19 protein-coding genes and 2 pseudogenes are annotated in these 19,439 nt (G+C 74.1%); 13 read left to right on the top strand and 8 right to left on the bottom strand.

Translation table 11 applies throughout. From position 1 onward, the window contains the following. Nucleotides 1–57: 57 nt before the first annotated feature. The 4 genes from ACGFIZ_RS14985 (at nucleotide 58) to ACGFIZ_RS14970 (ending at nucleotide 2,917) form a co-directional block, all read left to right on the top strand. Nucleotides 58–708 (top strand): helix-turn-helix domain-containing protein, encoded by a 651-nt coding sequence (locus tag ACGFIZ_RS14985; RefSeq protein ID WP_393419474.1) that lies wholly within the window; start codon nucleotides 58–60, stop codon nucleotides 706–708. After that, the gene (locus ACGFIZ_RS14980; protein WP_393419472.1) at nucleotides 708–1,634 is read left to right on the top strand and encodes a hypothetical protein; all 927 of its coding nucleotides are present in this window, start codon (nucleotides 708–710) and stop codon (nucleotides 1,632–1,634) included. Before ACGFIZ_RS14985 ends, ACGFIZ_RS14980 begins: the two co-directional genes overlap by 1 nt. 81 nt (nucleotides 1,635–1,715) lie before the next feature. Continuing rightward, nucleotides 1,716–2,033, top strand: coding sequence for a DUF2516 family protein (locus tag ACGFIZ_RS14975; protein WP_393419470.1), 318 nt, complete (start codon nucleotides 1,716–1,718; stop codon nucleotides 2,031–2,033). Then, nucleotides 2,030–2,917, top strand: a complete 888-nt coding sequence (locus ACGFIZ_RS14970) for an alpha/beta fold hydrolase (RefSeq protein WP_393419468.1) — start codon at nucleotides 2,030–2,032, stop codon at nucleotides 2,915–2,917. Before ACGFIZ_RS14975 ends, ACGFIZ_RS14970 begins: the two co-directional genes overlap by 4 nt. Nucleotides 2,918–3,005: 88 nt before the next feature. Here ACGFIZ_RS14970 and ACGFIZ_RS14965 read toward each other — a convergent pair whose 3' ends face one another. After that, nucleotides 3,006–3,563 carry a hypothetical protein gene (locus ACGFIZ_RS14965; protein ID WP_393419466.1) on the bottom strand — a complete coding sequence of 186 codons (558 nt, stop codon included), beginning with the start codon at nucleotides 3,561–3,563 and terminating at the stop codon, nucleotides 3,006–3,008. A gap of 342 nt (nucleotides 3,564–3,905) precedes the next feature. On the opposite strand from ACGFIZ_RS14965, the gene ACGFIZ_RS14960 reads away from it, so the two are divergent. Both ACGFIZ_RS14960 and ACGFIZ_RS14955 read left to right on the top strand, forming a co-directional pair. Continuing rightward, nucleotides 3,906–4,646: a hypothetical protein gene (locus tag ACGFIZ_RS14960; protein WP_393419464.1), complete on the top strand. Its 741-nt coding sequence runs from the start codon at nucleotides 3,906–3,908 to the stop codon at nucleotides 4,644–4,646. Nucleotides 4,647–4,798: 152 nt separating this feature from the next. Further along, the gene (locus ACGFIZ_RS14955) at nucleotides 4,799–5,716 is read left to right on the top strand and encodes an SDR family oxidoreductase (protein ID WP_393419462.1); all 918 of its coding nucleotides are present in this window, start codon (nucleotides 4,799–4,801) and stop codon (nucleotides 5,714–5,716) included. A gap of 128 nt (nucleotides 5,717–5,844) precedes the next feature. Here ACGFIZ_RS14955 and ACGFIZ_RS14950 read toward each other — a convergent pair whose 3' ends face one another. Continuing rightward, nucleotides 5,845–6,831, bottom strand: a complete 987-nt coding sequence (locus ACGFIZ_RS14950; RefSeq protein ID WP_393419460.1) for a helix-turn-helix transcriptional regulator — start codon at nucleotides 6,829–6,831, stop codon at nucleotides 5,845–5,847. Between the two features lie 51 nt (nucleotides 6,832–6,882). Here ACGFIZ_RS14950 and ACGFIZ_RS14945 point away from each other — a divergent pair, with 51 nt between their 5' ends. The 3 genes from ACGFIZ_RS14945 (at nucleotide 6,883) to ACGFIZ_RS14935 (ending at nucleotide 8,956) form a co-directional block, all read left to right on the top strand. Then, nucleotides 6,883–7,686 carry an EI24 domain-containing protein gene (locus ACGFIZ_RS14945; RefSeq protein ID WP_393419458.1) on the top strand — a complete coding sequence of 268 codons (804 nt, stop codon included), beginning with the start codon at nucleotides 6,883–6,885 and terminating at the stop codon, nucleotides 7,684–7,686. A 1-nt stretch (nucleotide 7,687) separates the two neighbouring features. After that, nucleotides 7,688–8,200: an O-acetyl-ADP-ribose deacetylase gene (locus ACGFIZ_RS14940; protein ID WP_393419456.1), complete on the top strand. Its 513-nt coding sequence runs from the start codon at nucleotides 7,688–7,690 to the stop codon at nucleotides 8,198–8,200. A 195-nt stretch (nucleotides 8,201–8,395) separates the two neighbouring features. Beyond that, on the top strand, nucleotides 8,396–8,956 hold the full coding sequence (locus ACGFIZ_RS14935) for a hypothetical protein (RefSeq protein ID WP_393419454.1): 561 nt from the start codon (nucleotides 8,396–8,398) through the stop codon (nucleotides 8,954–8,956). A 7-nt stretch (nucleotides 8,957–8,963) separates the two neighbouring features. On the opposite strand, the pseudogene ACGFIZ_RS14930 reads toward ACGFIZ_RS14935, so the two are convergent. The 4 genes and pseudogenes from ACGFIZ_RS14930 to ACGFIZ_RS14915 form a co-directional block, all read right to left on the bottom strand. Further along, a pseudogene (locus ACGFIZ_RS14930) lies at nucleotides 8,964–9,104 on the bottom strand (GNAT family N-acetyltransferase); the annotation flags it as partial. Between the two features lie 246 nt (nucleotides 9,105–9,350). Continuing rightward, a complete protein-coding gene (locus tag ACGFIZ_RS14925; RefSeq protein ID WP_393419452.1) occupies nucleotides 9,351–10,358 on the bottom strand; it encodes a LacI family DNA-binding transcriptional regulator in 1,008 nt (335 codons plus the stop codon). Nucleotides 10,359–10,378: 20 nt separating this feature from the next. Next, a complete protein-coding gene (locus ACGFIZ_RS14920; protein WP_393419450.1) occupies nucleotides 10,379–11,743 on the bottom strand; it encodes a GH1 family beta-glucosidase in 1,365 nt (454 codons plus the stop codon). A 109-nt stretch (nucleotides 11,744–11,852) separates the two neighbouring features. Further along, on the bottom strand, nucleotides 11,853–12,611 hold the full coding sequence (locus ACGFIZ_RS14915; protein WP_393419448.1) for a maleylpyruvate isomerase family mycothiol-dependent enzyme: 759 nt from the start codon (nucleotides 12,609–12,611) through the stop codon (nucleotides 11,853–11,855). A 68-nt stretch (nucleotides 12,612–12,679) separates the two neighbouring features. Between ACGFIZ_RS14915 and ACGFIZ_RS14910 the strand changes: the two genes are divergently transcribed. Then, entirely contained in the window at nucleotides 12,680–13,771 is a 1,092-nt protein-coding gene (locus ACGFIZ_RS14910) for a UDP-N-acetylmuramate dehydrogenase (protein WP_393419446.1), read from the top strand. Between the two features lie 90 nt (nucleotides 13,772–13,861). Here ACGFIZ_RS14910 and ACGFIZ_RS14905 read toward each other — a convergent pair whose 3' ends face one another. Next, on the bottom strand, nucleotides 13,862–14,641 hold the full coding sequence (locus tag ACGFIZ_RS14905) for a class I SAM-dependent methyltransferase (protein WP_393419444.1): 780 nt from the start codon (nucleotides 14,639–14,641) through the stop codon (nucleotides 13,862–13,864). After that, complete coding sequence (locus ACGFIZ_RS14900) at nucleotides 14,641–15,417, bottom strand: SDR family NAD(P)-dependent oxidoreductase (protein WP_393419442.1); 777 nt, start codon at nucleotides 15,415–15,417, stop codon at nucleotides 14,641–14,643. Before ACGFIZ_RS14900 ends, ACGFIZ_RS14905 begins: the two co-directional genes overlap by 1 nt. Nucleotides 15,418–15,760: 343 nt before the next feature. Between ACGFIZ_RS14900 and mshA the strand changes: the two genes are divergently transcribed. From mshA to ACGFIZ_RS14885, 3 genes and pseudogenes are all read left to right on the top strand, one after another. Continuing rightward, nucleotides 15,761–17,125 carry a D-inositol-3-phosphate glycosyltransferase gene (gene mshA, locus ACGFIZ_RS14895; RefSeq protein ID WP_393419440.1) on the top strand — a complete coding sequence of 455 codons (1,365 nt, stop codon included), beginning with the start codon at nucleotides 15,761–15,763 and terminating at the stop codon, nucleotides 17,123–17,125. Nucleotides 17,126–17,182: 57 nt separating this feature from the next. Beyond that, complete coding sequence (locus ACGFIZ_RS14890) at nucleotides 17,183–17,734, top strand: YbjN domain-containing protein (RefSeq protein ID WP_393419438.1); 552 nt, start codon at nucleotides 17,183–17,185, stop codon at nucleotides 17,732–17,734. Between the two features lie 682 nt (nucleotides 17,735–18,416). After that, nucleotides 18,417–18,926, top strand: a pseudogene (locus tag ACGFIZ_RS14885) (hypothetical protein); the annotation flags it as partial. Nucleotides 18,927–19,439 lie beyond the last annotated feature (513 nt).

Raw genomic sequence — 19,439 nt, 5'->3', positions numbered from 1 at the left:
CTAACTATGGCAAGCGTTCTGCTTGCAGTTGCTAGCGCTCGGGGTTACGGTCGAGGCATGGCCAGTCCCAAGGACCTACCCGACATCGGCGGGTTCATCCGCGATCTGCGCCGCAACGCGAAGATCTCGCTGCGGCAGCTCGCCGAGCAGGCGGGCGTCAGCAACCCGTACCTGAGCCAGATCGAGCGCGGCCTGCGCAAGCCGAGCGCGGAGGTGCTGCAGCAGCTCGCGAGCGCGCTGCGGGTCTCCACCCCCGCGATGTACCTGCGGGCGGGCCTGCTCGACGACAAGGAAGGCCAGGGCGTGCTGGCGGCGATCGCGGTCGATCCCGACCTGACGATGGCCCAGAAGCAGTCGCTCAGCCAGATCTACGAGACGTTCCGGCGGGAGAACGCGCGGCTCGCCGAGGCCACGGCGGCCGCCGGGGCGGCCGGGGCAGCCGCGGACGCCGCAACGAGCGGCGCCGCCGCCCAGGCGGGAACGCCGGCCGCGGCCACGCCGGGCACGGCACCGGAGGCGCCCGCCACGGTCAACCCGGCCGCGACCGGACCCGTCGGCCCGGAGGGCAGCCCGACCGAGGCCGTACTGGAATCCGTTGCCGTCACCGAGGCGGGCCCGGCGCCCGCCCCCGGCAGCGGCACCACCGCGAGGGAGGCCGCCCCGGAGGCGGCCCGGAAGACCGCCGCGGCGGTCGAAGAGGAGAAGTGATGACCCAGCCGAAGACCAACCGCATCCCGGCCCCGCTCTACGCCGCCGCCGGCGCCGGCGACCTGGCGATCGAGCAGCTCCGCAGGCTGCCCGAGGTGGTCACCGACCTCGGCGGCAGGGTCGTCGCCGAGCTGGGCGGCAAGGCCGTCGTGACCGGCTTCGAGCTGCGCCAGAAGGCCACCGAGACCCTGCGTACGGCCAACCAGGCCGCCGCCGAGCTGCGCGGCGGGTCCGTCCCGGCCGAGCTGAACCGGCTCCGCGAGGCGGCCGACCTGAACAAGCTGCGCGCGGTGGCCGACGTCAACCGCCTGCGCGAGGCCGCCGATCCCGACCGGCTGCGCGACCTGGCCGCCCGCAACGCCGCCGCCGTCGTCGCCGGCGCCCAGGCCGCCCAGGAGCGGGCCCTGGCTGCGTACGCGCAGTTGGTGGCCCGTGGCGAGCGGGTGGTCGGTGCCGGCGTGCTGGAGGCCGCCGACACGGTCAACGCCGACATCGAGGCGACCGAGGCCGGGCTGAACGTGGCCCCGGCCGCCACCGCGGCTCCCGCCCCGGCAGCCACCCCGACTCCGGCCCCGGCCGCCGCCCAGGCTCCCACTGCGGCAGCCACCCCGACTCCGGCCCCGGCCGCCGCCCAGGCTCCCACTGCGGCCCCGGCCGGCGACGCCGCCGCCACGGTGGCGAAGACCGGCGCGACGGAGGTCCCGACCCCGGCCGACGTGGCCGAGGTCGCCGAGACCAAGCCGGCCGCCAGGACCCCGCGCACCCGGGCGACCAAGGCGACCGCCACCAAGGCGACCGCCACCAAGGCGACCGCGACCCGGACGACCGCCGGCCGGTCGGCCGCGAGGAGCGCCGAGCCGGCGGACGGCGACACCCCGTCGGCCAAGCTGCCGAGGACCCGGCGCACCCGGCCGACGGCCGAGTGATCCAGCCCGGGCGGATGCCGAAGACGGCCCTGGATGCGTCCCGGCGGACGGATCCGGGGTCGTCGGCATAAGCTTGCCGGCATGGCCATCGCCGCGCCGATCTTCGCCTTCGAGATCCAGTACTGGATCACCACGCTGCTGCTGGTGTTCGCCCTCGTCATCGAGGGGGTGGCACTGGTGCACGCGATCATCCAGCGCGGCGACGCGTTCTCGGCGATCGGCACGCTGCCCAAGGGCGGCTGGGTCGCCATCCTCGCCGTCTGCCTGGTGCTCACCCTGCTGACCCAGAACGTGCTGAACATCTTCGGGCTGATCGGCGTCGCCGCGGCCCTCATCTACCTGCTCGACGTCCGGGCCGGGCTGCGCGACCTGCACGACGGCCGGGGATCGTCCTGGTGAGAGGGTTCCGCTGGCCGCCGCCGCCCGACGGCGGGCCACGGACCTGGGGCCCCGGTCCCGGCGCCCCGCGTACCGGCCGGCCGGCGCTGCCGGAGCCGGAGACCGAGCTGGTGGCCACCCCGCACGGCGTACGGCTGGAGCGGCTCGTCACCGGCGTCGGCGACCCCGTGACGGTGTTCGCGCACGGGCTGGGCAGCGGCATCGCCACCACCCGCCCGTTCGGCAGTGGGGTCACCGGCCGCAAGGTCTTCCTCCAGTTCCGCGGGCACGGCCGCTCCGACTCGCCGCCCGGCCCGTGGAGCTACCTCGACCTGGCCCGCGACCTGCGGGCCGTCGCCGACCTCGAAGGCGCCTCCCGGGCGTTCGGGGCCAGCCTCGGCGCGGGCGCGCTCTGCCGGCTGCTCGCCGAGAGCCCGGAACGCTTCGAGCGGCTGGTCTTCTTCCTCCCGGCGGTGCTCGACCGCCCGCGCGGCCGGGTCGCCCGGGACCGGATCACCGACCTGCTCGACGCGGTGGGCAGCGGTGACGCCTCCGCCGTCGCCGAGGTCGTCTCGTACGAGCTGCCGCCCGCGGTGCGCAACACCCCGGCCGGCTGGGCGTACCTGCGGCAGCGGCTGGACCAGTTGCTCCGCGACGGCCTGGCCCCCGGCCTGGTCACCCTGCCCGACCAGGTGGCCCTGCCGGAGCGGGCGGCGCTGGCGGCGGTGACCGCCCCGGCCCTGGTCCTGGCCTGCGCGGGCGACGACCTGCACCCGGTCGAGGTCGCCGAGCAGCTCGCCGCCGCCCTGCCCCGGGCCACCCTGCACGTGTACGACCGCCCGGGCGTGCTCTGGACGGAACGCGCCGACCTGCGGGAGCGGATCTCCGGGTTCCTCAACGGGTGACGCGTGGGCGCCGACACCGAGGTAGCGGCTTGAGGCGGCTCCCGGCGGCGTACGCCGCCGGGAGCCGTGGCTCAGGCCGACCGCGGGATCAGACCAGGTCGACGCGTTCCCGCTCGATCGGATAGCCGGCCCGTTCGAAGGTGGCGGCCATCGGAGGGTTGGTCTGGTCGGTGGCCGCGACGACCAGCCGGCCGGGCCGGTCGGGCAGCCCGCGGTCCGGGGTCCACCGGTACCGGTACCGCCACACCAGCACGGACATGCCGGCCTCGGTGGCCGCCGCGATCCTGGCCTCGGCCTGGGCGCGGGTCGTCGGGTCGTCGCGCCAGCCGACCGGCAGCGAGATCGAGTACTCGGCCCGCAGCGGCGCGGCACGGAGCAGCCGGACCGCCGCGTCGGCGTCGGTGAAGTCGAACCAGTCGAGCGCCAGCGGGTGGTCGTCGTCCGGCCCGCCCCACCAGGCCGCGCGGGCCACGACGACGCCGTCGCGTAGCGCGACCCAGCTCCACTCGGGGCGGTACTGGCCGGCGGCGACCATGTCGAAATACGTCTCGCCGAACGCGGCGCGCCCGACGAGGCCGGGGTCGGCCAGGGAGTCGAACAGTTTCTCCTCGCCCGCGACGAGCGGGCGGATGACCAGGTCGGTCATGGGTTCCCTTCGGGATGCGGGTGCTCCCGTCAGGACGCCCGCGTCCTCGTGACCGGGTGGGAGCACAGGAATGTCGTGACGGACATGGTGCTCGCCTCCCTGGGGTCGTCGAGGACGCCCGGGAAGCGTACCGACCGGGTGCCACGAGCGCACCGCAATTTTGGCGCCTCAGCGGGCACGCGGCGACCGGACCCTGTGCCGGTTGCCCATGGTCGCTGTCGGCCTGGCGTTGAGATAGACGCTGGGGTATCTTCTGGGCGGGCGTGGGCGCTCGGAGCGCGCCTCCGAGGCGACTTGGGGGAGCTACCAGGTTCGACTCCTGGACGCCAGGCTGTATGACAGGTGCGTACAGCGTGGCGTTTAGGTGTAGAGGACTGGATCTTGTTCAGGACTTCTCCAGAATTTGAGAGGCACAGCGAGAATCTGGCCGCCATTGGACGTGGGCTGACCCAGATCGAGCGAGCACATAAGCATGCAATTCGGCGCAATGATTCAGCCGCTGTGGAGACCCTGGCAAGGCTGCATACGTTGATGCTCGGTGTGATGGCCGAGGCGCGGCTACGCAAGATAGTGGCGGACCCGAACGGCTTCAACGAACGGGAACGTCAACTCATCTGGCGAGTGAATACTCAGGTGGGCCGTTGGCTTGAAGCTGTGGAGTTGGCGTTTCGCAGGCATTACTCAGTTCTGACGCACCTAGCCGTAGACGAGTCGTCTCTTGGTGCGCCAGTCTTCGCGAGATTTCAAGAAGTGCGGGGGTTGCTGTCTGGCGACCTTCAGCCGGTAATCGAAGATCGCAATAAAGATGCCCATGGCCAGTGGGTGTGGCGCCTGAAAAGCCGCAAGGAGAATGAGTTTCAGTCTGACCGGGCACCTTTGCCGCTAAATTACTGTGCCATCGAGAGTCGGCGCAGGGTGATCGTGGTTATAGGTGAACTGGTCCACTTGCTTGTGGTCTCGCAGCCGGGATTCGATCGGCATTACGCGGCCCTCATGAAGCGCCTCGACGAATCTCGCCCTCGCTTGCAAGGTGCTGAATATCCTCAATTTGTCAATCAATTGAGGGCGAGTAAGATTAATTGAGGTGATTGGGGTGGGTTTGCAGGCTGGTCGTGGGTTGCCCGGCCCTGAAGCCTGCGGGCAATGTATGAGCGAAGAGGGCTTGCGATACGCACGCCTCACCCCTGAAGAAAACCGGACGTCGGCTGTCAGGTATTGCTGACACGCTCGGCCGCATGACGACGAAACCCCTGACAGGGAAGATCGCGCTCGTCGCCGGGGCGACGCGGGGCGCCGGCCGGCAGATCGCGGTGCAGCTCGGGGCGGCCGGGGCGACCGTCTACGCCACCGGGCGCAGCAGCCGGGAAGGCCGGTCCGAGATGGACCGGCCGGAGACCATCGAGGAGACCGCCGAGCTGGTCACCGCCGCCGGCGGCACCGGCATCGCGGTACGGGTCGACCACCTCGTCCCCGAGCAGGTCCGCGACCTGGTCGCCCGCATCGACGCCGAGCAGGGCCGGCTGGACGTGCTGGTCAACGACATCTGGGGCAGCGACCCGCTGATCACCTGGGAGAAGCCGGTGTGGGAGCAGCCGCTGGACGCCGGCTTCCGCACCCTGCGGCTGGCGGTCGACACCCACATCGTCACCAGCCACTTCGCCCTGCCGCTGCTGATCCGCAACCGCGGCGGGCTGGTGGTGGAGGTCGGCGACGGCACCCGGGAGTACAACGACAGCCACTACCGGCTGTCGGTCTTCTACGACCTCGCCAAGACCTGCGTGAACCGGCTCGCCTTCACCCAGGCCCACGAGCTGGAGCCGCACGGCGGCACTGCCGTGGCGCTCACCCCGGGCTGGATCCGGTCCGAGTCGATGCTGGAGCACTTCGGGGTCACCGAGGAGAACTGGCGCGACGGCGCGGCCAAGGACACGCACTTCCTCATCTCGGAGACCCCGGCGTACGTCGGGCGGGCCGTCGCCGCGCTCGCCGCGGACGAGAACCGGGCCCGCTGGAACGGCAGGTCCCTGTCCAGCGGCGAGCTGGCCCGGGTGTACGGCTTCACCGACCTCGACGGCAGCCAGCCGGACGGCTTCCGGTACATCGTGGAGGTCGTCGAGGCCGGGAAACCGGCCGACGTCACCGGCTACCGCTGACCGTCCCGGCCGGCCCCGGCCGCCCCGGCCGCGCCGGCCGGGTGGGCCGGGGCCCGCCCGTCAACCCGTCCCGCCCGTCAACCCGTCCCGCCCGTCAACCCGTCCCGCCCGTCAACCCGTCCCGCCCGTCAACCCGTCCCGCCCGGTTCGCCGTACAGCGCGGCGAGCCGGGCGGCGGCCCCCGCCAGCCGCTCGCGCAGCCCCGGCGGATCGAGCACCTCCACCTCCGGCCCGAGCCGCAGCAGCAGGTCGTACGCCACCTCGGCGGACTCCACCGGCAGCCGGGTCATCACCCAGCCGTCCGCGTCGGGCTCGCCGGCGGCGCGCGCCGCCTCGTCGTACGCGAAGGGAGCCTCCGCCACCCAGCGCAGCGCACGCAGGCCGGCGGGGCTGAGCCGGACGGTGACCTCGGCCCGGAGCATGCCCCGCAGGAACGCCTCGGCCTGCTCCCGCCAGTATCCGCCCAGGTCGAAGGCGTCGTCCCGGTCGAACGTCTCCTCGCCCGCCGCCACCTCGACGACCCGGTCCACGCGGTAGGTGCGCATCCCGTCGCCGACCCGGCCGATCAGATACCAGACGCCGCTCTTGAGCACCAGCCCGTACGGCTCCACCCGCCGGACGACCTCCCGATCGCCGCGCCGGTAGCGTAGTTCGACCACCCGGTCCCGCCATACCGCGCGGGCCAGCTCGGCCAGCCACGGCGGCGGCGTCGCGTCCCGGAACCAGCCCGGCACGTCCAGGTGGAACCGCTGGCCCGTGCGGGCCGGGGCGTCGCGCAGCGCGGGCGGCAGCGCGGCCAGCACCTTCAGCTCGGCCGAGGCGACCGCGTCGGCGAGCCCCATGTCCCCGGCCGGCCCGGGAAGCCCGGCCAGGAACAGCGCCTCCGCCTCGTCGCGGGTGAGCCCGGTCAGCCGGGTCCGGTACCCGCCGAGCAGCCGGTAGCCGCCGGCCCGGCCCCGGTCGGCGTACACCGGCACCCCGGCGGCGGACAGCGCCAGCACGTCCCGGTACACCGTCCGCTCGGAGACCTCCAACTCCCGCGCCAGTTCGGCGGCCGTCATCGTCTCCCGGGACTGGAGCAGCAGCACCAAGGAGATCAACCGCGAGGCCCGCACCCGCCCATTGTGTCCGGCCGGGTTGGGCCGCGGCGGTTAGGCTCTGCGGTCGTGGACACCGCCAGCAGCATCGCCGCGCCCGTGACCAGCGCCGTACGCCGGTTCTTCGCCGGGGTCGGGCTCCTGCTGCGCGGCATCGGCCTGTACGTCCGCAGCCCCGGCATGATGCTGCTCGGGGTCGTCCCGGCGCTGATCTCCGGGGTGCTCTTCGTGGGGGCGTTCGCCACCCTGGTCTACTTCGTGGACGACCTGGCCGCGCTGGTGACGCCGTTCGTCGACGACTGGTCGACCACCGCCCGCAGCCTGGTCCGGGTGGTCGCCGGGCTGGCCCTCCTCGGGCTCGCCGCGCTGCTCGGGGTGCTCACCTTCACCGCGGTCACCCTGGCCATCGGCGACCCGTTCTACGAGAAGATCTCCGAGCTGGTGGACGACCGGTACGGCGGCACCCCCGGCGAGGTCGAGGTGCCGTTCTGGGCGTCGCTGCGGCGCAGCGTCGTCGACTCGCTGCGGCTCGTCGCGATCTCGGTGTCGATCGGCATCCCGCTCTTCGTGGCCGGATTCATCCCGGTGGTCGGTCAGACGGTCGTACCGGTGATCGGGGCGGCGATCGGCGGCTGGTTCCTCGCGTTGGAGCTGGCCGGGGCGCCGTTCTACCGGCGGGGCATGCGGCTGCCGGAGCGCCGGGCGCTGCTGAAGGCGGACCGGCCCACCACCCTCGGCTTCGGGGTGGCTGTCTTCGTCTGCTTCCTCATCCCGCTCGGCGCGGTGCTGGTCATGCCGGCCGCGGTGGCGGGCGCCACGCTGCTCGCCCGCCGGTCGCTCGGCCAGCCCATCGAGTCCGTCCAGGGGCGCTGACATGGAGATCATCCTGGTCCAGGGGGACATCACCGCCCAGCGGGTCGACGCGATCGTCAACGCTGCCAACTCGTCGCTGCTCGGGGGCGGGGGAGTGGACGGCGCGATCCACCGGCGCGGCGGGCCGGCCATCCTGGCCGAGTGCCGGGCGCTGCGCGCGTCCCGGTACGGCCGGGGGCTGCCGACCGGCCAGGCGGTCGCCACCACCGCCGGCGACCTGCCGGCCCGCTGGGTGGTGCACACGGTCGGCCCGGTGTACTCGTCCGCCGAGGACCGGTCGGCGCTGCTGCGCGACTGCTACGCAAACAGCCTCGCCGTCGCCGACGGGCTGGGCGCGGCCACCGTGGCCTTCCCCCTGATCTCGGCCGGCGTCTACGGCTGGCCGGTCTCCGACGCCGTACGCCAGGCGCTCGCCGTGCTGCGGGCCGCGTCCCCCTCGGGCGTCACGGAGGCCCGCCTGGTCCTCTTCGGAACCCCGACGTACGAGGTGGCCCGCCGACTCATCTCGGCATGACGGGCCGCGCCGCTGGCGTGTGGACAACTTCGGGGAAGATGCTGCCCGTCGGCCGCCGCATGCAGCATCTTCCCCGAAGTTGCGGGGGCGTTGGGGCGGTGTGGGGTCGAGCCGTGCGAGAGAATGGGGTGAAACGCCTTATATCGGGCATAGGTTGTTGAGCGGTGGGGTGCTTCGGAAGTGACAGTGGTGCGAGTGACGCGGGCCGTCCGGACGACGGCGGCCTCGTTGGCCGTACTCGGGGCGGCCGGCCTGGTCCGGGGCGAGCCGCGACCGACGCCCGCCGCGGCCCACGTCGCCGCGTCGCCCACGTCGGGCGCCGCTGCCACGTCGGGCGCCGCTGCCACGTCGTCCGCTGCCGCCACGTCGTCCGGGTGGCCGCCGCCCGGCCCCCGTACCCTGATCGAGATCAGCCCCGGGCAGGTGCCGGCGCGGGCGGGGACACGCGAGGCGTTCTGCTCGCCCGGCCTGGGCGGCGGGCCCCTGCCCGGTGAGGACGTCTGGGCCTTCGGCCTGCCCGCAGACGGCGCCGCGGCCCGGTTCCTCGCGGTGACGCCCCTGTTCGCCACCCCGGACGGTGGGCCGGTGGCCCTGGCGCTGCCCAGCGAGGGCGGCGTGCTCGCGGACGACCGGGGCGCGAGCGTGGCATGGGTGCGCGTGCCCGCGGGCTGGACCCTGGTGGGCGCGACGGCGACGGTCGCCGGGGACGTCGACCACTTCGCGCTCGCCGGACTCTGCCCGGCGCGCGCGGCCTGAGTGTCGGTCACCCGCCCCGCAGGCAGGACCACTGGCTGGCGATCGGCCGGTAGCCGAGCCCTGCGTTGATCGCCAGCATCGGTGCGTTCGCCGCGTCGTTCGAGGTGTACGCGACGCGGACGCCCCCGGCGGCGGCCCGGTGCAGGGCGACCGCAGCGCCGTGCCGATGCCGCTGCGGCCATGCGCGGGGTGGACGTGCAGCAGCGACACCTCGCCGAACCCCGCCTCGGACGTCCGGCCCGCGCGGTACGCCGACATCCAGCCGACCACCTCACCGACCACCTCCGCGGGCCGGGCGGCGCGGATCACCGGTCCGCCCCCGGCATCGACGTGTGTCACGGGATCGCTCATCCGCGCGACGCTAGCCGCACCGGCGGCCCCGCCGCGACGCCATTTACGCCGAGTCGCGGACCACCAGCTCCGTCGGCAGCAGCAGCGCCTGCTCCACCGTCTCGCCCGCCGCGATCCGGAGCAGTTGCCGGGTCATCGCCCGGCCCAGCTCCACGATCGGCTGCCGGATCGTGGTCAGCGGCGGGTCGGTGTACGCCGCCGTCTCGATGTCGTCGAACCCGACCACCGCCACGTCGTCCGGCACCCGCCGCCCCGCCTCCCGCAGCGCGCGCAGGGCCGCGTGCGCCATCAGGTCCGACGCGGCGAACACCGCGTCCAGATCGGGGTGCTCGGCGAGCAGTTGCCGCATCGCGGCGGTGCCGGACTCCCGGGTGAAGTCGCCGTACGCGACAAGCTCCGGCAGGCCGGCCGCGGCGACCGTCTCCCGGTACCCGACCAGCCGCTCGATTCCGGCGACCATGTCCCGCGGGCCGGCGATGCTGGCGATCCGCCGCCGCCCGGAGTCGATCAGGTGCCGGACGGCCCGGGTGACCCCGCCGACGTGGTCGACGTCGACGTAGGGCAACTCGGCGCCGTCCAGCGGCCGGCCGCTGCACACCACCGGGATGCCCAGCCGGGCCAGCTTCGCCGGCAGCGGGTCGGCCCCGTGCAGCGAGGCGAACAGCACCCCGTCGACGTGCCGCCCGCTCGTGTACCGCTCCACCCGGGCGTGCCCGGCCGGCGAGCCGGCCAGCATCAGCACGAGCTGCTTGTCGGCCGCCTCCAGCTCCTGGCTGACGCCCCGGATGATGCCCGGGAACACCTGGTCGTCGGAGAAGACCCGGGTGGCCGCCTCGGGCAGCACCAGGGCGATCGAGTCGGTCCGCTGGGTGACCAGGCTGCGGGCGGCCAGGTTCGGTACGTACCCCAGCTCGGCCACCGCCCGGCGGACCGCCTCCTGGATCGGCTCCGCGACCGTGGTGGAACCGTTCACCACGCGGGAGACGGTCGCCCGGGACACCCCGGCGAGCCGGGCCACCGCCTCCAGGGTCGGCCGCTGCGCCGTCGTCATCGCCCGTGCTCACCGCCTCGTCACAGCCCGTTCCGGGAGATCACCTCCTGGTACCACCGGGCGCTGGACTTTGGCGTGCGCCGCTGGGTCAGGTAGTCGACGTGGACGATCCCGAACCGCTTGCGGTACCCCTCGGCCCACTCGAAGTTGTCCAGCAACGACCATACGAGATAGCCGCGCAGATCCACGCCCCGGGCGATCGCGGCGTGCGCGGCGCGCAGGTGCCCATCGAGGTAGGCGATCCGGTCGGTGTCGTCGACGCCCCCGTCCGGCCCCCGCGCGTCGGGGAACGCCGCGCCGTTCTCGGTGATCAGCATCGGCAGGCCCGGGTAGTCGGTGGCGATCCGCACCAGCAGCCGGGTGAGCCCGGCCGGCTCGATCATCCAGCCCATCTCCGTCAGCGGGCCGGTCGGCGGCAGGAACTCCACCGCCCGCTCGGTGCCCGGAAACGCGTCGTCGCCGGCCCCGTCCGGGCGTCCCGCGACGTACAACGGCGTGTAGTAGTTGATCCCGAGCAGGTCGATCGGGGCGGCGATCGTCTTCTCGTCCCCGTCCCGCACGAACGTCGGCTCGACCAGCCGGCTCACGTGTTCCAGCACGTCGTCCGGGTAGCCGGCGCCGGTCAGCGGGTCCAGGAAGATCCGGTTCTGCAGGCCGTCGACCAGGCGGACGGCGGCGGCGTCCGCCGCGCTGTCCGGGTCCGCCGGGCGCACGTCCGCCGGGTTCAGGGTGATCCCGACGACCTCCGCGCCGGCCGCGCGCAGCGCCCGGGCCGCCAGGCCGTGCGCGAGCAGCAGATGGTGTACGGCGGTGAAGGCCGCCCCGGCGTCGGACTCCCCGGGCGCGTGCACGCCGCTGCCGTACCCCAGGTACGCCGAGCACCACGGCTCGTTGAGCGTGGTCCAGGTGCGGATCCGGTCGCCGAGCCGGGCGTGCACGGCCGTGGCGTACGCGGCGAAGTGCTCGGCGGTCTCCCGCGCGGTCCAGCCGCCCCGGTCACCGAGGGCCTGCGGTAGGTCCCAGTGGTACAGCGTGACGATCGGGTCGATCCCCCGGGCCAGCAGCGCGTCGGTCAGCCGGTCGTAGAAGTCCAGGCCGCGCGGGTTGACCGGGCCGGTGCCGTCCGGCTGGACGCGGGGCCAGGCGATCGAGAACCGGTACGCACCCAGCCCCAGCTCGGCCATCAGGGCAACGTCGTCGGCGTACCGGTGATAGTGGTCGCAGGCGACGTCGCCGGTGTGCCCGGCGAACACCCGGCCCGGCGTACGGCTGAAGGTGTCCCAGATGGACGGCCCGCGGCCGTCGTCGCGGGCCGCGCCCTCGATCTGGTACGCCGCCGTGGCCGCGCCCCACACGAACCGGTCGGGAAATCGAAGCTCGCTCACGCACCCTCCAGGGGGAAAGGAAGGGCCCTCTTGCCCTCGGCGGAGCAGGGGCTTTGTCGACACGCGCGACCGCCCCGCGCCCGCCGCTCGGCGGGCCGGGCGGGCGGCGTCAGCCGGTGCGCAGGCCGTCGAGCAGGCTCCGGTCGCCGCTCACGCCGAGGGTGTCGAAGCTGATCCGCCCCCAGAGGGCCAGCAGCAGGTCGCTGGCCGTGCCGGTGACCTCGACCCGGGCGCGGTGCTCGTCGTGGTCGAGGATGGTGGCGGTGTCCAGCAGCGCGACGCCCTCGCCGCGCAGCCGCAGGTACCAGTCCTGGGCCGCGTCCGGCGCGCTGAGGTGCACCACTCCGTGCCACTGCCCCGCGACCTTGCGGCGGCCGGCCGGGAGCCAGGTGTCCAGCACCTCGCTCACCCCGTCGGCGGCGAGCTTGGCCTCGATCGGCTCGCCGGCGGCGACGGCGAGCTGGGCGTCCCAGCGGTGCACGGCCGTCTCGTGGGCCATCCGGCGCGGCCAGAAGGCGGCCTTCTTCGGCTGCGGCGCCCAGTTCCAGGCCGGCGCCTCCGGGTCCAGCCCGTCGAGGAGAGCCATCAGCCGGTCGTACCCCTGCTGCCAGAACTCCAGCGGGCTGACGCCGGCGGGCGGCTCGCCCAGCCCTCGGCGGTCCGGCGGGGTGGTCCCGCCGGCGCCGGCGACCGAGTGGACCCAGTGGTAGACGCCGCCGAGGTGCCGCGTCAGGTCGGCGACCGTCCAGCCGGGGCAGGAGAGCACGGGTGTCTCTGGAGGCGCCTCCGCGACGGCGGCGGCGAACACGGGACCCTCCGCCCGGAGCGCGCCGATCCAGAAATCCTTCGTGCCGTGCAGTCTGCTCATCGCGATCCTCCCGGGCGACCGGGCCACCAGTGGGTGCCGCGGCTTCCCCTCAGCCTAGGGTGAAAGGCGTGTCAGACGTTAGTGCCCAGCCCGCCGCCGAAGGCCACACCGATCACCCTGTGTCGCTGGCTGAATACACCACGTTGCGCCTCGGTGGCGCCGCGGGGCGGCTCGAGACCGCTGCCAGCGCCGAGGAGATCGTACAAAAGGTGCAGGAGGCGCGCCTGCGGGACGAGGAGGTGTTGATCCTCGCCGGGGGCAGCAACGTGGTCGTCGGCGACGCCGGCTTCCCCGGCGCGGTCGTCCTGGTGCGCTCTCGGGGGCTGCGGGTGGTCGCGGAGGACGGCGACGAGGTCACGGTACGGGTCGAGGCGGGCGAGCCCTGGGACGACCTGGTCGCCGCCACCGTCGCCAACGGCTGGTCCGGGCTGGAGTGCCTGTCCGGCATCCCCGGCTCGGCCGGCGCCACCCCCATCCAGAACGTCGGCGCGTACGGCCAGGAGGTGGCCGAGACGATCACCGGCGTCCAGGTGTACGACCGCACCGACGGCGCCGTGGGCCGGATCGACGCGGCCGACTGCGGGTTCGCGTACCGGTCGAGCGTCTTCAAGTACAGCAGCCGCTGGGTGGTGCTGTCGGTCGACTTCCGGCTCGTTCGCTCGCCGCTGTCCGGCCCGGTCCGCTACGCGGAACTGGCCCGGACGCTCGGCGTCGAGGTGGGCGACCGGGTGCCCCTGGCGGACGCCCGGGCCACCGTGCTGCGGCTGCGGGCCGGCAAGGGCATGGTGCTCGACCCGGCCGATCCGGACACCCGGTCGGTGGGCTCGTTCTTCACCAACCCGGTGCTGGACCGGGAGTCGTACGAGCTGTTCCGCGGGCGGATCGCCGGCCTGGAGAAGGTGCCGCACTGGCCCGGCGCCGGCGACACGGTGAAGCTCAGCGCGGCCTGGCTGATCGAGCACGCCGGCTTCCCCAAGGGGTATGCCGGCCCGGAGGGGGTCGCCATCTCCAGCAAGCACACTCTGGCGCTCACCAACCGCAGCGGCACGGCCAGCACGGCGGCCCTGGTCGCCCTGGCCCGGGACATCCGCGACGGCGTCCATGCCCGCTTCGGCGTAACTCTCCACCCGGAACCCGTCTTGATCAACTGCACCATCTGACCCCCTTTCTCCGCGATCTTGCAGTTTCCGCCCCGAGATAAGGGGCGAAAGCCGCGAACCGGGGGCACAAAGTGCAAGATTGCGGGGGATCTAGCGGGGGGCGACCGTGGGCCAGGGGACCGTGAGTTCGCCGTGGCGCCAGCGGCGGGGGCCGTCCACGATCGGCCAGCCCGCCTCGCGGACCGCCGCGACCGTGCGCAGCCAGCGCTGCCTCGGTCCGAAGGGGGCGTACGGGGCGGCGGCACGCCAGGCGTCGTCCAGGGCGCGGATCAGGTCGTGGACGGGCTCGCCGGGAACGTTGCGGTGGATCAGCGCCTTCGGCAGCCGTTCGGCCAGTTCGGCGGGGCCGGTCAGGGCGGTGAGCTTCGCGGCCAGGGTGAGCGTACGGGGGCCGTCCGCGTCGATCAGCAGCCACCCGCCGAGCCGGCCCAGCTCGTCGCACGTGCCCTCGACCAGCAACCCGCCCGGGGCCAGCCGCTCCGTGACCGCCCGCCAGGCGCCCGCGACCTCGCCCTCGTCGTACTGGCGGAGCACGTTGCACGCGCGAACCAGCGCGGGACGCAGCCCGGCCAGCTCGAACCCGCCCCGGGCGAAGGTGAGCCGGGGCGGGTCGGCGGCGGACTGCGCGGCGGCCACGCGTACCGGATCGATCTCCAGCCCGACGACCCGCACGTCGGCGCGGACCCCGGCCGCCAGCCGGGCCCGCAGCTCCACGGCGGTGACCGGGGTGGCGCCGTAGCCCAGGTCCACCACCAGCGGGTCGGCCGCGGACCGCAGCCGATCGCCGCAGGTCTCGACGATCCAGTTGTCCACCCGGCGCAGCCGGTTGAGGTTCGTCGTCCCGCGGGTGACGACGCCCTGGGGCTTCATCAGCTCCGGCTGTCCGGCACCCGGTGCACCTTGTGCTGGGCGGCCTGGGCCAGCGGGCGCACCACGAGCCGGTCGACATTGACGTGGTGCGGCCGGGTGGCGCACCACGCGATGCAGTCCGCGACGTCCTCGGCGACCAGCGGCTCGGCCACCCCGGCGTAGACCGCCGCCGCCCGATCGGCGTCGCCGTCGAAGCGGACCAGGCCGAACTCGTCGGTCCGCACCATGCCCGGGTCGATCTCGATCACCCGCACCGGCCGGCCGCACAGCTCCAGGCGCAGCGTGCCGGCGACGGCGGTCTGGGCGTGCTTGGCGGCGCTGTAGCCGCCCCCGCCCTCGTACACGACGAGGCCGGCGGTCGAGGAGACGATCACGATCGTCCCGGCCCCGGACGCCTCCAGCGCGGGCAGCAGCGCCTGGGTGACCCGGAGCGTGCCGAGGACGTTGACGTCGTACATCCACTGCCAGTCGCCGACCGAGCCGGACTCCACCGGGTCGAGCCCGCGCGCGCCGCCGGCGTTGTTCACCAGCAGGGTGACCGGCCCGGGGGCGGCCGCGGCGGCCGCGGCCAGGCCGGCGACCGACTCGTCGGACGTGACGTCGCACGCGACGGCGGTGGCCGCCCCGCCGGCCGCCTCGACCTTCGCGACCAGTTCGGCGAGCCGGTCCGTGCGGCGGGCGGCGGCGAGCACGTGGAACCCCTCGGCGGCCAGCCGGCGGGCGGTGGCGGCGCCGATCCCGCTGGAGGCGCCGGTGACGATCGCGACAGAGGTCATCGGGCCATTGTCGCCCGGCTGGCCGAGGCGGGCGCCGCCGGGCCGGCGAGCCGGGTGCCGGTGGGCCGGGCAGCCGGACGCCGGTGGGCCGGGCAGCCGGACGCCGCCGGGCCGGGCAGCCGGACGCCGCCGGGCCGGGCAGCCGGACGCCGCCGGGCCGGGGCACCCGGGCGCCGGTGGCCCGGAAGGTGCGCCAGGAACGGGCGTGATGAGGTCCGTCACGCCTGAGGGCCGCCGGCACGCATTTCCCGTGCCCGATGGGGAAGATGACATCCGGCGCGCGAGTTGACCGAGACAGCGCCGGTCGTGCGGGACGGCAGCAACCGTGACAGAGGGAGCGGACGTGGCGGAATTGCACACCGGTGTCGGTCGTCAGCGGGGTGCCCGGCCGTGGCCGCGGCCACGGCGCATCGCCACCGTCTCGGTCCACACCTCGCCCCTGCACCTGCCCGGGACGGGCGACGCGGGTGGCATGAACGTCTACATCCTGGAGATCGCGCGCCGGCTGGCCCAGGCCGATGTCGAGGTGGAGATCTTCACCCGGGCCACCTCCGGCGACCTGCCGCCGGTGGTCGAGATGGCCCCGGGCGTGCACGTCCGGCACGTCACCGCCGGCCCGCTCGAAGGGCTGACCAAGGAGGAGCTGCCCGGGCAGCTCTGCGCGTTCACCGCCGGGGTGCTGCGCGCCGAGGCGGTCCGCCCGCCGGGCCACTACGACCTGATCCACTCCCACTACTGGCTCTCGGGGCAGGTCGGCTGGCTGGCCAAGGAGCGCTGGGGGGTGCCGCTGGTGCACACCGCGCACACCCTGGCCAAGGTGAAGAACGCGCAGCTCGCCGCCGGGGACCGGCCCGAGCCGAAGGCCCGGGTGATCGGCGAGGAACAGGTGGTGGCCGAGGCCGACCGGCTGGTCGCCAACACCCGCGTCGAGGCCCACGACCTGCTGCACCGGTACGACGCCGACCCGGCCCGGGTCGCCGTGGTCGAGCCCGGCGTGGACCTGGACCGGTTCCGCCCCGCCGCCGGGGACCGGCGCGCCGCGGCGCTCGCCGCCCGCCACCGGCTGGGGCTGCCCACCGAGGGGTACGTGGTGGCCTTCGTCGGCCGCATCCAGCCCCTGAAGGCGCCCGACGTGCTGATCCGCGCCGCCGCCGCGCTGCGCGAGCGCGATCCCCGGCTCGCCGACGAGCTGACCGTGGTCATCGTCGGCGGCCCCAGCGGCAGCGGGCTCGACCGGCCCACCGCCCTGATCGAGCTGGCCGCCTCGCTGGGCGTCGCCGACCGGGTGCGCTTCCTGCCGCCGTGCACCGGCGACGACCTGCCGGCCGTGTACCGGGCCGCCGACCTGGTCGCGGTGCCGTCGCACAACGAGTCGTTCGGGCTGGTCGCGCTGGAGGCCCAGGCGTGTGGTACACCGGTGCTGGCCGCCGCCGTCGGTGGCCTGGTGACCGCCGTCCAGGACCAGGTCAGCGGCGTGCTCATCGACGGCCACGACCCGGTCGACTGGGCCCGTACGCTGGCGCGCCTGCTGCCCGACCCGGTACGCCGGGCCGCGCTGGGCCGGGGCGCCCAGCAGCACGCCCGCAGCTTCTCCTGGGACCGCACGGTCACCCGCCTGCTCGCCGTGTACGGCGAGGCGATCGCCGAGCACCGGGGTCGGCTGGCCAGCAGCCTCGCCGGCGGCCCGGCCCTCACCTGCTCCTGGTGAGGGGCGCACTCCTGGTGAGCGGGGCGCACGACAGGGCGCGCTCGTAGAGTGGGCCGGATGAGCCGGAAGAGCGAAGTGGCCGCCCTGATCGAGTCGGTCTGCGCCGAGCGGGAGCTCGCCGTCGAGTCCACGGGCGAGGCGTCGTACGCGGTCACCCTGCCGGGCACGCACAAGCTGAAGACGGTCTGCAACCTGATCGTCGGCGAGCACGCGCTGCGGATCGAGGCGTTCGTGATGCGCCAGCCGGACGAGCGGCGCGAGGAGCTGTGGGCGTGGCTGTTGCAGCGCAACGCCCGGATGTACGGGGTGTCCTTCTCGATCGACGCCGTCGGCGACGTCTACCTGACCGGCCGGGTCAACCTCGCGGGGCTGGACGAGGACGAACTGGACCGCCTGCTCGGCGCCGTGCTGACGTACGCCGACGAGTCCTTCGACACCATGCTGGAGATCGGCTTCGGCACCGCCATCCGGAGGGAGTGGGAGTGGCGGGTCAGCCGGGGCGAGTCGACGGCCAACCTGGCCGCGTTCGCCCACCTCTTCGAGACATCGTCCGCCGCGAAGGCGGCAGCGGCAGGTAAGGCACCGGATGGAGGTTCGGAGTCGTCCTGACGGGTATGCCGCACCGCGCGGTGCGGCACTGGGATCGACCGCGCGCCGAGGACGGACTGTCGAGGAGCGTGAGCGTCCCATGGCTCAGCGGAACAGCTCAGGTCGCGGCGGGGCTGCGACCGCGACCAGACGGCAGGTGGGCAACCAGACCCCGGACACCCCGCAGATCTCCGAGTCGGAGATCTCCCGGATGAAGGTGGACGACATCCGCGGCCAGTTGCGGCGGCGCGGCGTCTCCGGGATCTCCGCGCTGCGCAAGCCGGAACTGGTGAAGACCCTGGCCCGGACGCTGCGCGCCGAGGGCCGCGCGGGCGGCGCGGCGCGGGGCGCGACAGGGCCCGCCGGCCGGGCCACCGGAAAGAAGGCCGCGGCCGGCGCGCGGAAGGCCGCCGGGGGCGCCCGGAAGACGACGACGGCGCGCGCCAAGGCCGCGCCGGCCCCGGCCCGCAAGGCCGCGGCGAAGAAGGCGGCTCCGGCCACGAAGGCGGCGGCGAAGAAGGCGCCCGCCAGGAAGGCCGCGGCGGCGAAGAGGGCGGCACCAGCGAAGAAGGCCGCGGCGGCGAAACGGGCGGCGCCCGCGAAGAAGGCACCAGCGAAGAAGGCACCAGCGAAGAAGGCGGCGGCGAAGAAGGTGGCGCCCGCGACGAGGGCCGCGGCGAAGAAGGCGCCACCCACGAGGAAGGCCGCAGCGAAGAAGGCCCCCGCCAGGGCGGCCGCCCCGGCGAAGAAGGCCGCCACGGCGAAGGCGACAGCGGCCGGACGCGGCCGGCGGGCCGCCGCCGCGCCGGCCCGGAGGACGGCGACCGCACCGGCGCGTACGGGCACCAGGACCGGCCCGACGTCGTCCCGGTCGGTGCGCTCCTCCCAGGTGATCACCTCGCTCCAGGACCGGCCGGAGCGTCCGGGGCGCAGCCTGGTGACGACCAACCACGACGTGATCCGGCGTTGGGCGCAGGAGCGCAACGCCCGTCCGGCCACGATCGCCGGCACGGAGCGGGAAGGTCGCCCGGGTGTGCTGACGTTCAACATGCCGGGCTACCGGGAGAGCAGCCGGGTCCGCGAGGTCAGCTGGGACGACTGGTTCCGGACGTTCGACGAGCGCCAGGTGAACCTCATCTACCAGGAGCAGATGCGGGACGGCCGGCAGAGCAACTTCTTCCGTACGGAGTCCCCGCATCGTGAGGACGCCTGAGCGTTTGCGGGAATGCGGGGCGGGTAGACGCTGTTGGCCAACGAAGAGCCCGATGAGGCGGTGACCGGTATCGGACGGCGGTGCTGTGACCGGCGAGACAGCGATCCGGGTTGAAATCCGTAATCAGGGCGAACTAACTTTATTGCACCACGCTACGCTCGGAAACGTTCGGGGGAGCGGCGGATCGATCAGATCCGTGCACGGGCGAGGCGTGGGGACGGGTGGAGCACACCGTTGGGGGACGGTGCCATCCGTTGGACCGGCGGCGCGAGCGGGCGACGCTTACGGGGGTGAGTGTCGCCCGCCGCCGCCGGGGCACGGTGCGAGCGCCCACCACGGCCCGAGGGCCGAGGTGGGCGCTTTGCGTCTCCGCCTCCGGCGCGCTCCCAGGCTGTCGTCTCCGGGCCGGCCCCGAGTGTGGGCCCGTTTCAAGGCCGCCTCTTCACCGAAGATGTGGTCTGCCGGCGCCCTGATGGTGCAGTTTCGGGGAAGTTGTTCGAATCTTGGGGCCGG

The sequence above is a fragment of the Micromonospora sp. NPDC048830 genome, assembly GCF_043198215.1.
Lineage (GTDB): Bacteria > Actinomycetota > Actinomycetes > Mycobacteriales > Micromonosporaceae > Micromonospora.
Note: the sequence above shows the minus strand (reverse complement) of the source record. Positions and strands in the feature narration are given on the sequence as shown.

What these genes read in the sequence shown, in the direction of transcription:
- ACGFIZ_RS14890 (WP_393419438.1), top strand. Translation starts at nt 17,183, where the DNA reads ATGAGCCGGAAGAGCGAAGTGGCCGCCCTGATCGAGTCGGTCTGCGCC.
- ACGFIZ_RS14925 (WP_393419452.1), bottom strand. Translation starts at nt 10,358, where the DNA reads ATGACGACGGCGCAGCGGCCGACCCTGGAGGCGGTGGCCCGGCTCGCC.
- ACGFIZ_RS14955 (WP_393419462.1), top strand. Translation starts at nt 4,799, where the DNA reads ATGACGACGAAACCCCTGACAGGGAAGATCGCGCTCGTCGCCGGGGCG.
- ACGFIZ_RS14980 (WP_393419472.1), top strand. Translation starts at nt 708, where the DNA reads ATGACCCAGCCGAAGACCAACCGCATCCCGGCCCCGCTCTACGCCGCC.
- ACGFIZ_RS14965 (WP_393419466.1), bottom strand. Translation starts at nt 3,563, where the DNA reads ATGACCGACCTGGTCATCCGCCCGCTCGTCGCGGGCGAGGAGAAACTG.
- ACGFIZ_RS14940 (WP_393419456.1), top strand. Translation starts at nt 7,688, where the DNA reads ATGGAGATCATCCTGGTCCAGGGGGACATCACCGCCCAGCGGGTCGAC.
- ACGFIZ_RS14900 (WP_393419442.1), bottom strand. Translation starts at nt 15,417, where the DNA reads ATGACCTCTGTCGCGATCGTCACCGGCGCCTCCAGCGGGATCGGCGCC.
- ACGFIZ_RS14915 (WP_393419448.1), bottom strand. Translation starts at nt 12,611, where the DNA reads ATGAGCAGACTGCACGGCACGAAGGATTTCTGGATCGGCGCGCTCCGG.
- ACGFIZ_RS14905 (WP_393419444.1), bottom strand. Translation starts at nt 14,641, where the DNA reads ATGAAGCCCCAGGGCGTCGTCACCCGCGGGACGACGAACCTCAACCGG.
- ACGFIZ_RS14975 (WP_393419470.1), top strand. Translation starts at nt 1,716, where the DNA reads ATGGCCATCGCCGCGCCGATCTTCGCCTTCGAGATCCAGTACTGGATC.
- ACGFIZ_RS14985 (WP_393419474.1), top strand. Translation starts at nt 58, where the DNA reads ATGGCCAGTCCCAAGGACCTACCCGACATCGGCGGGTTCATCCGCGAT.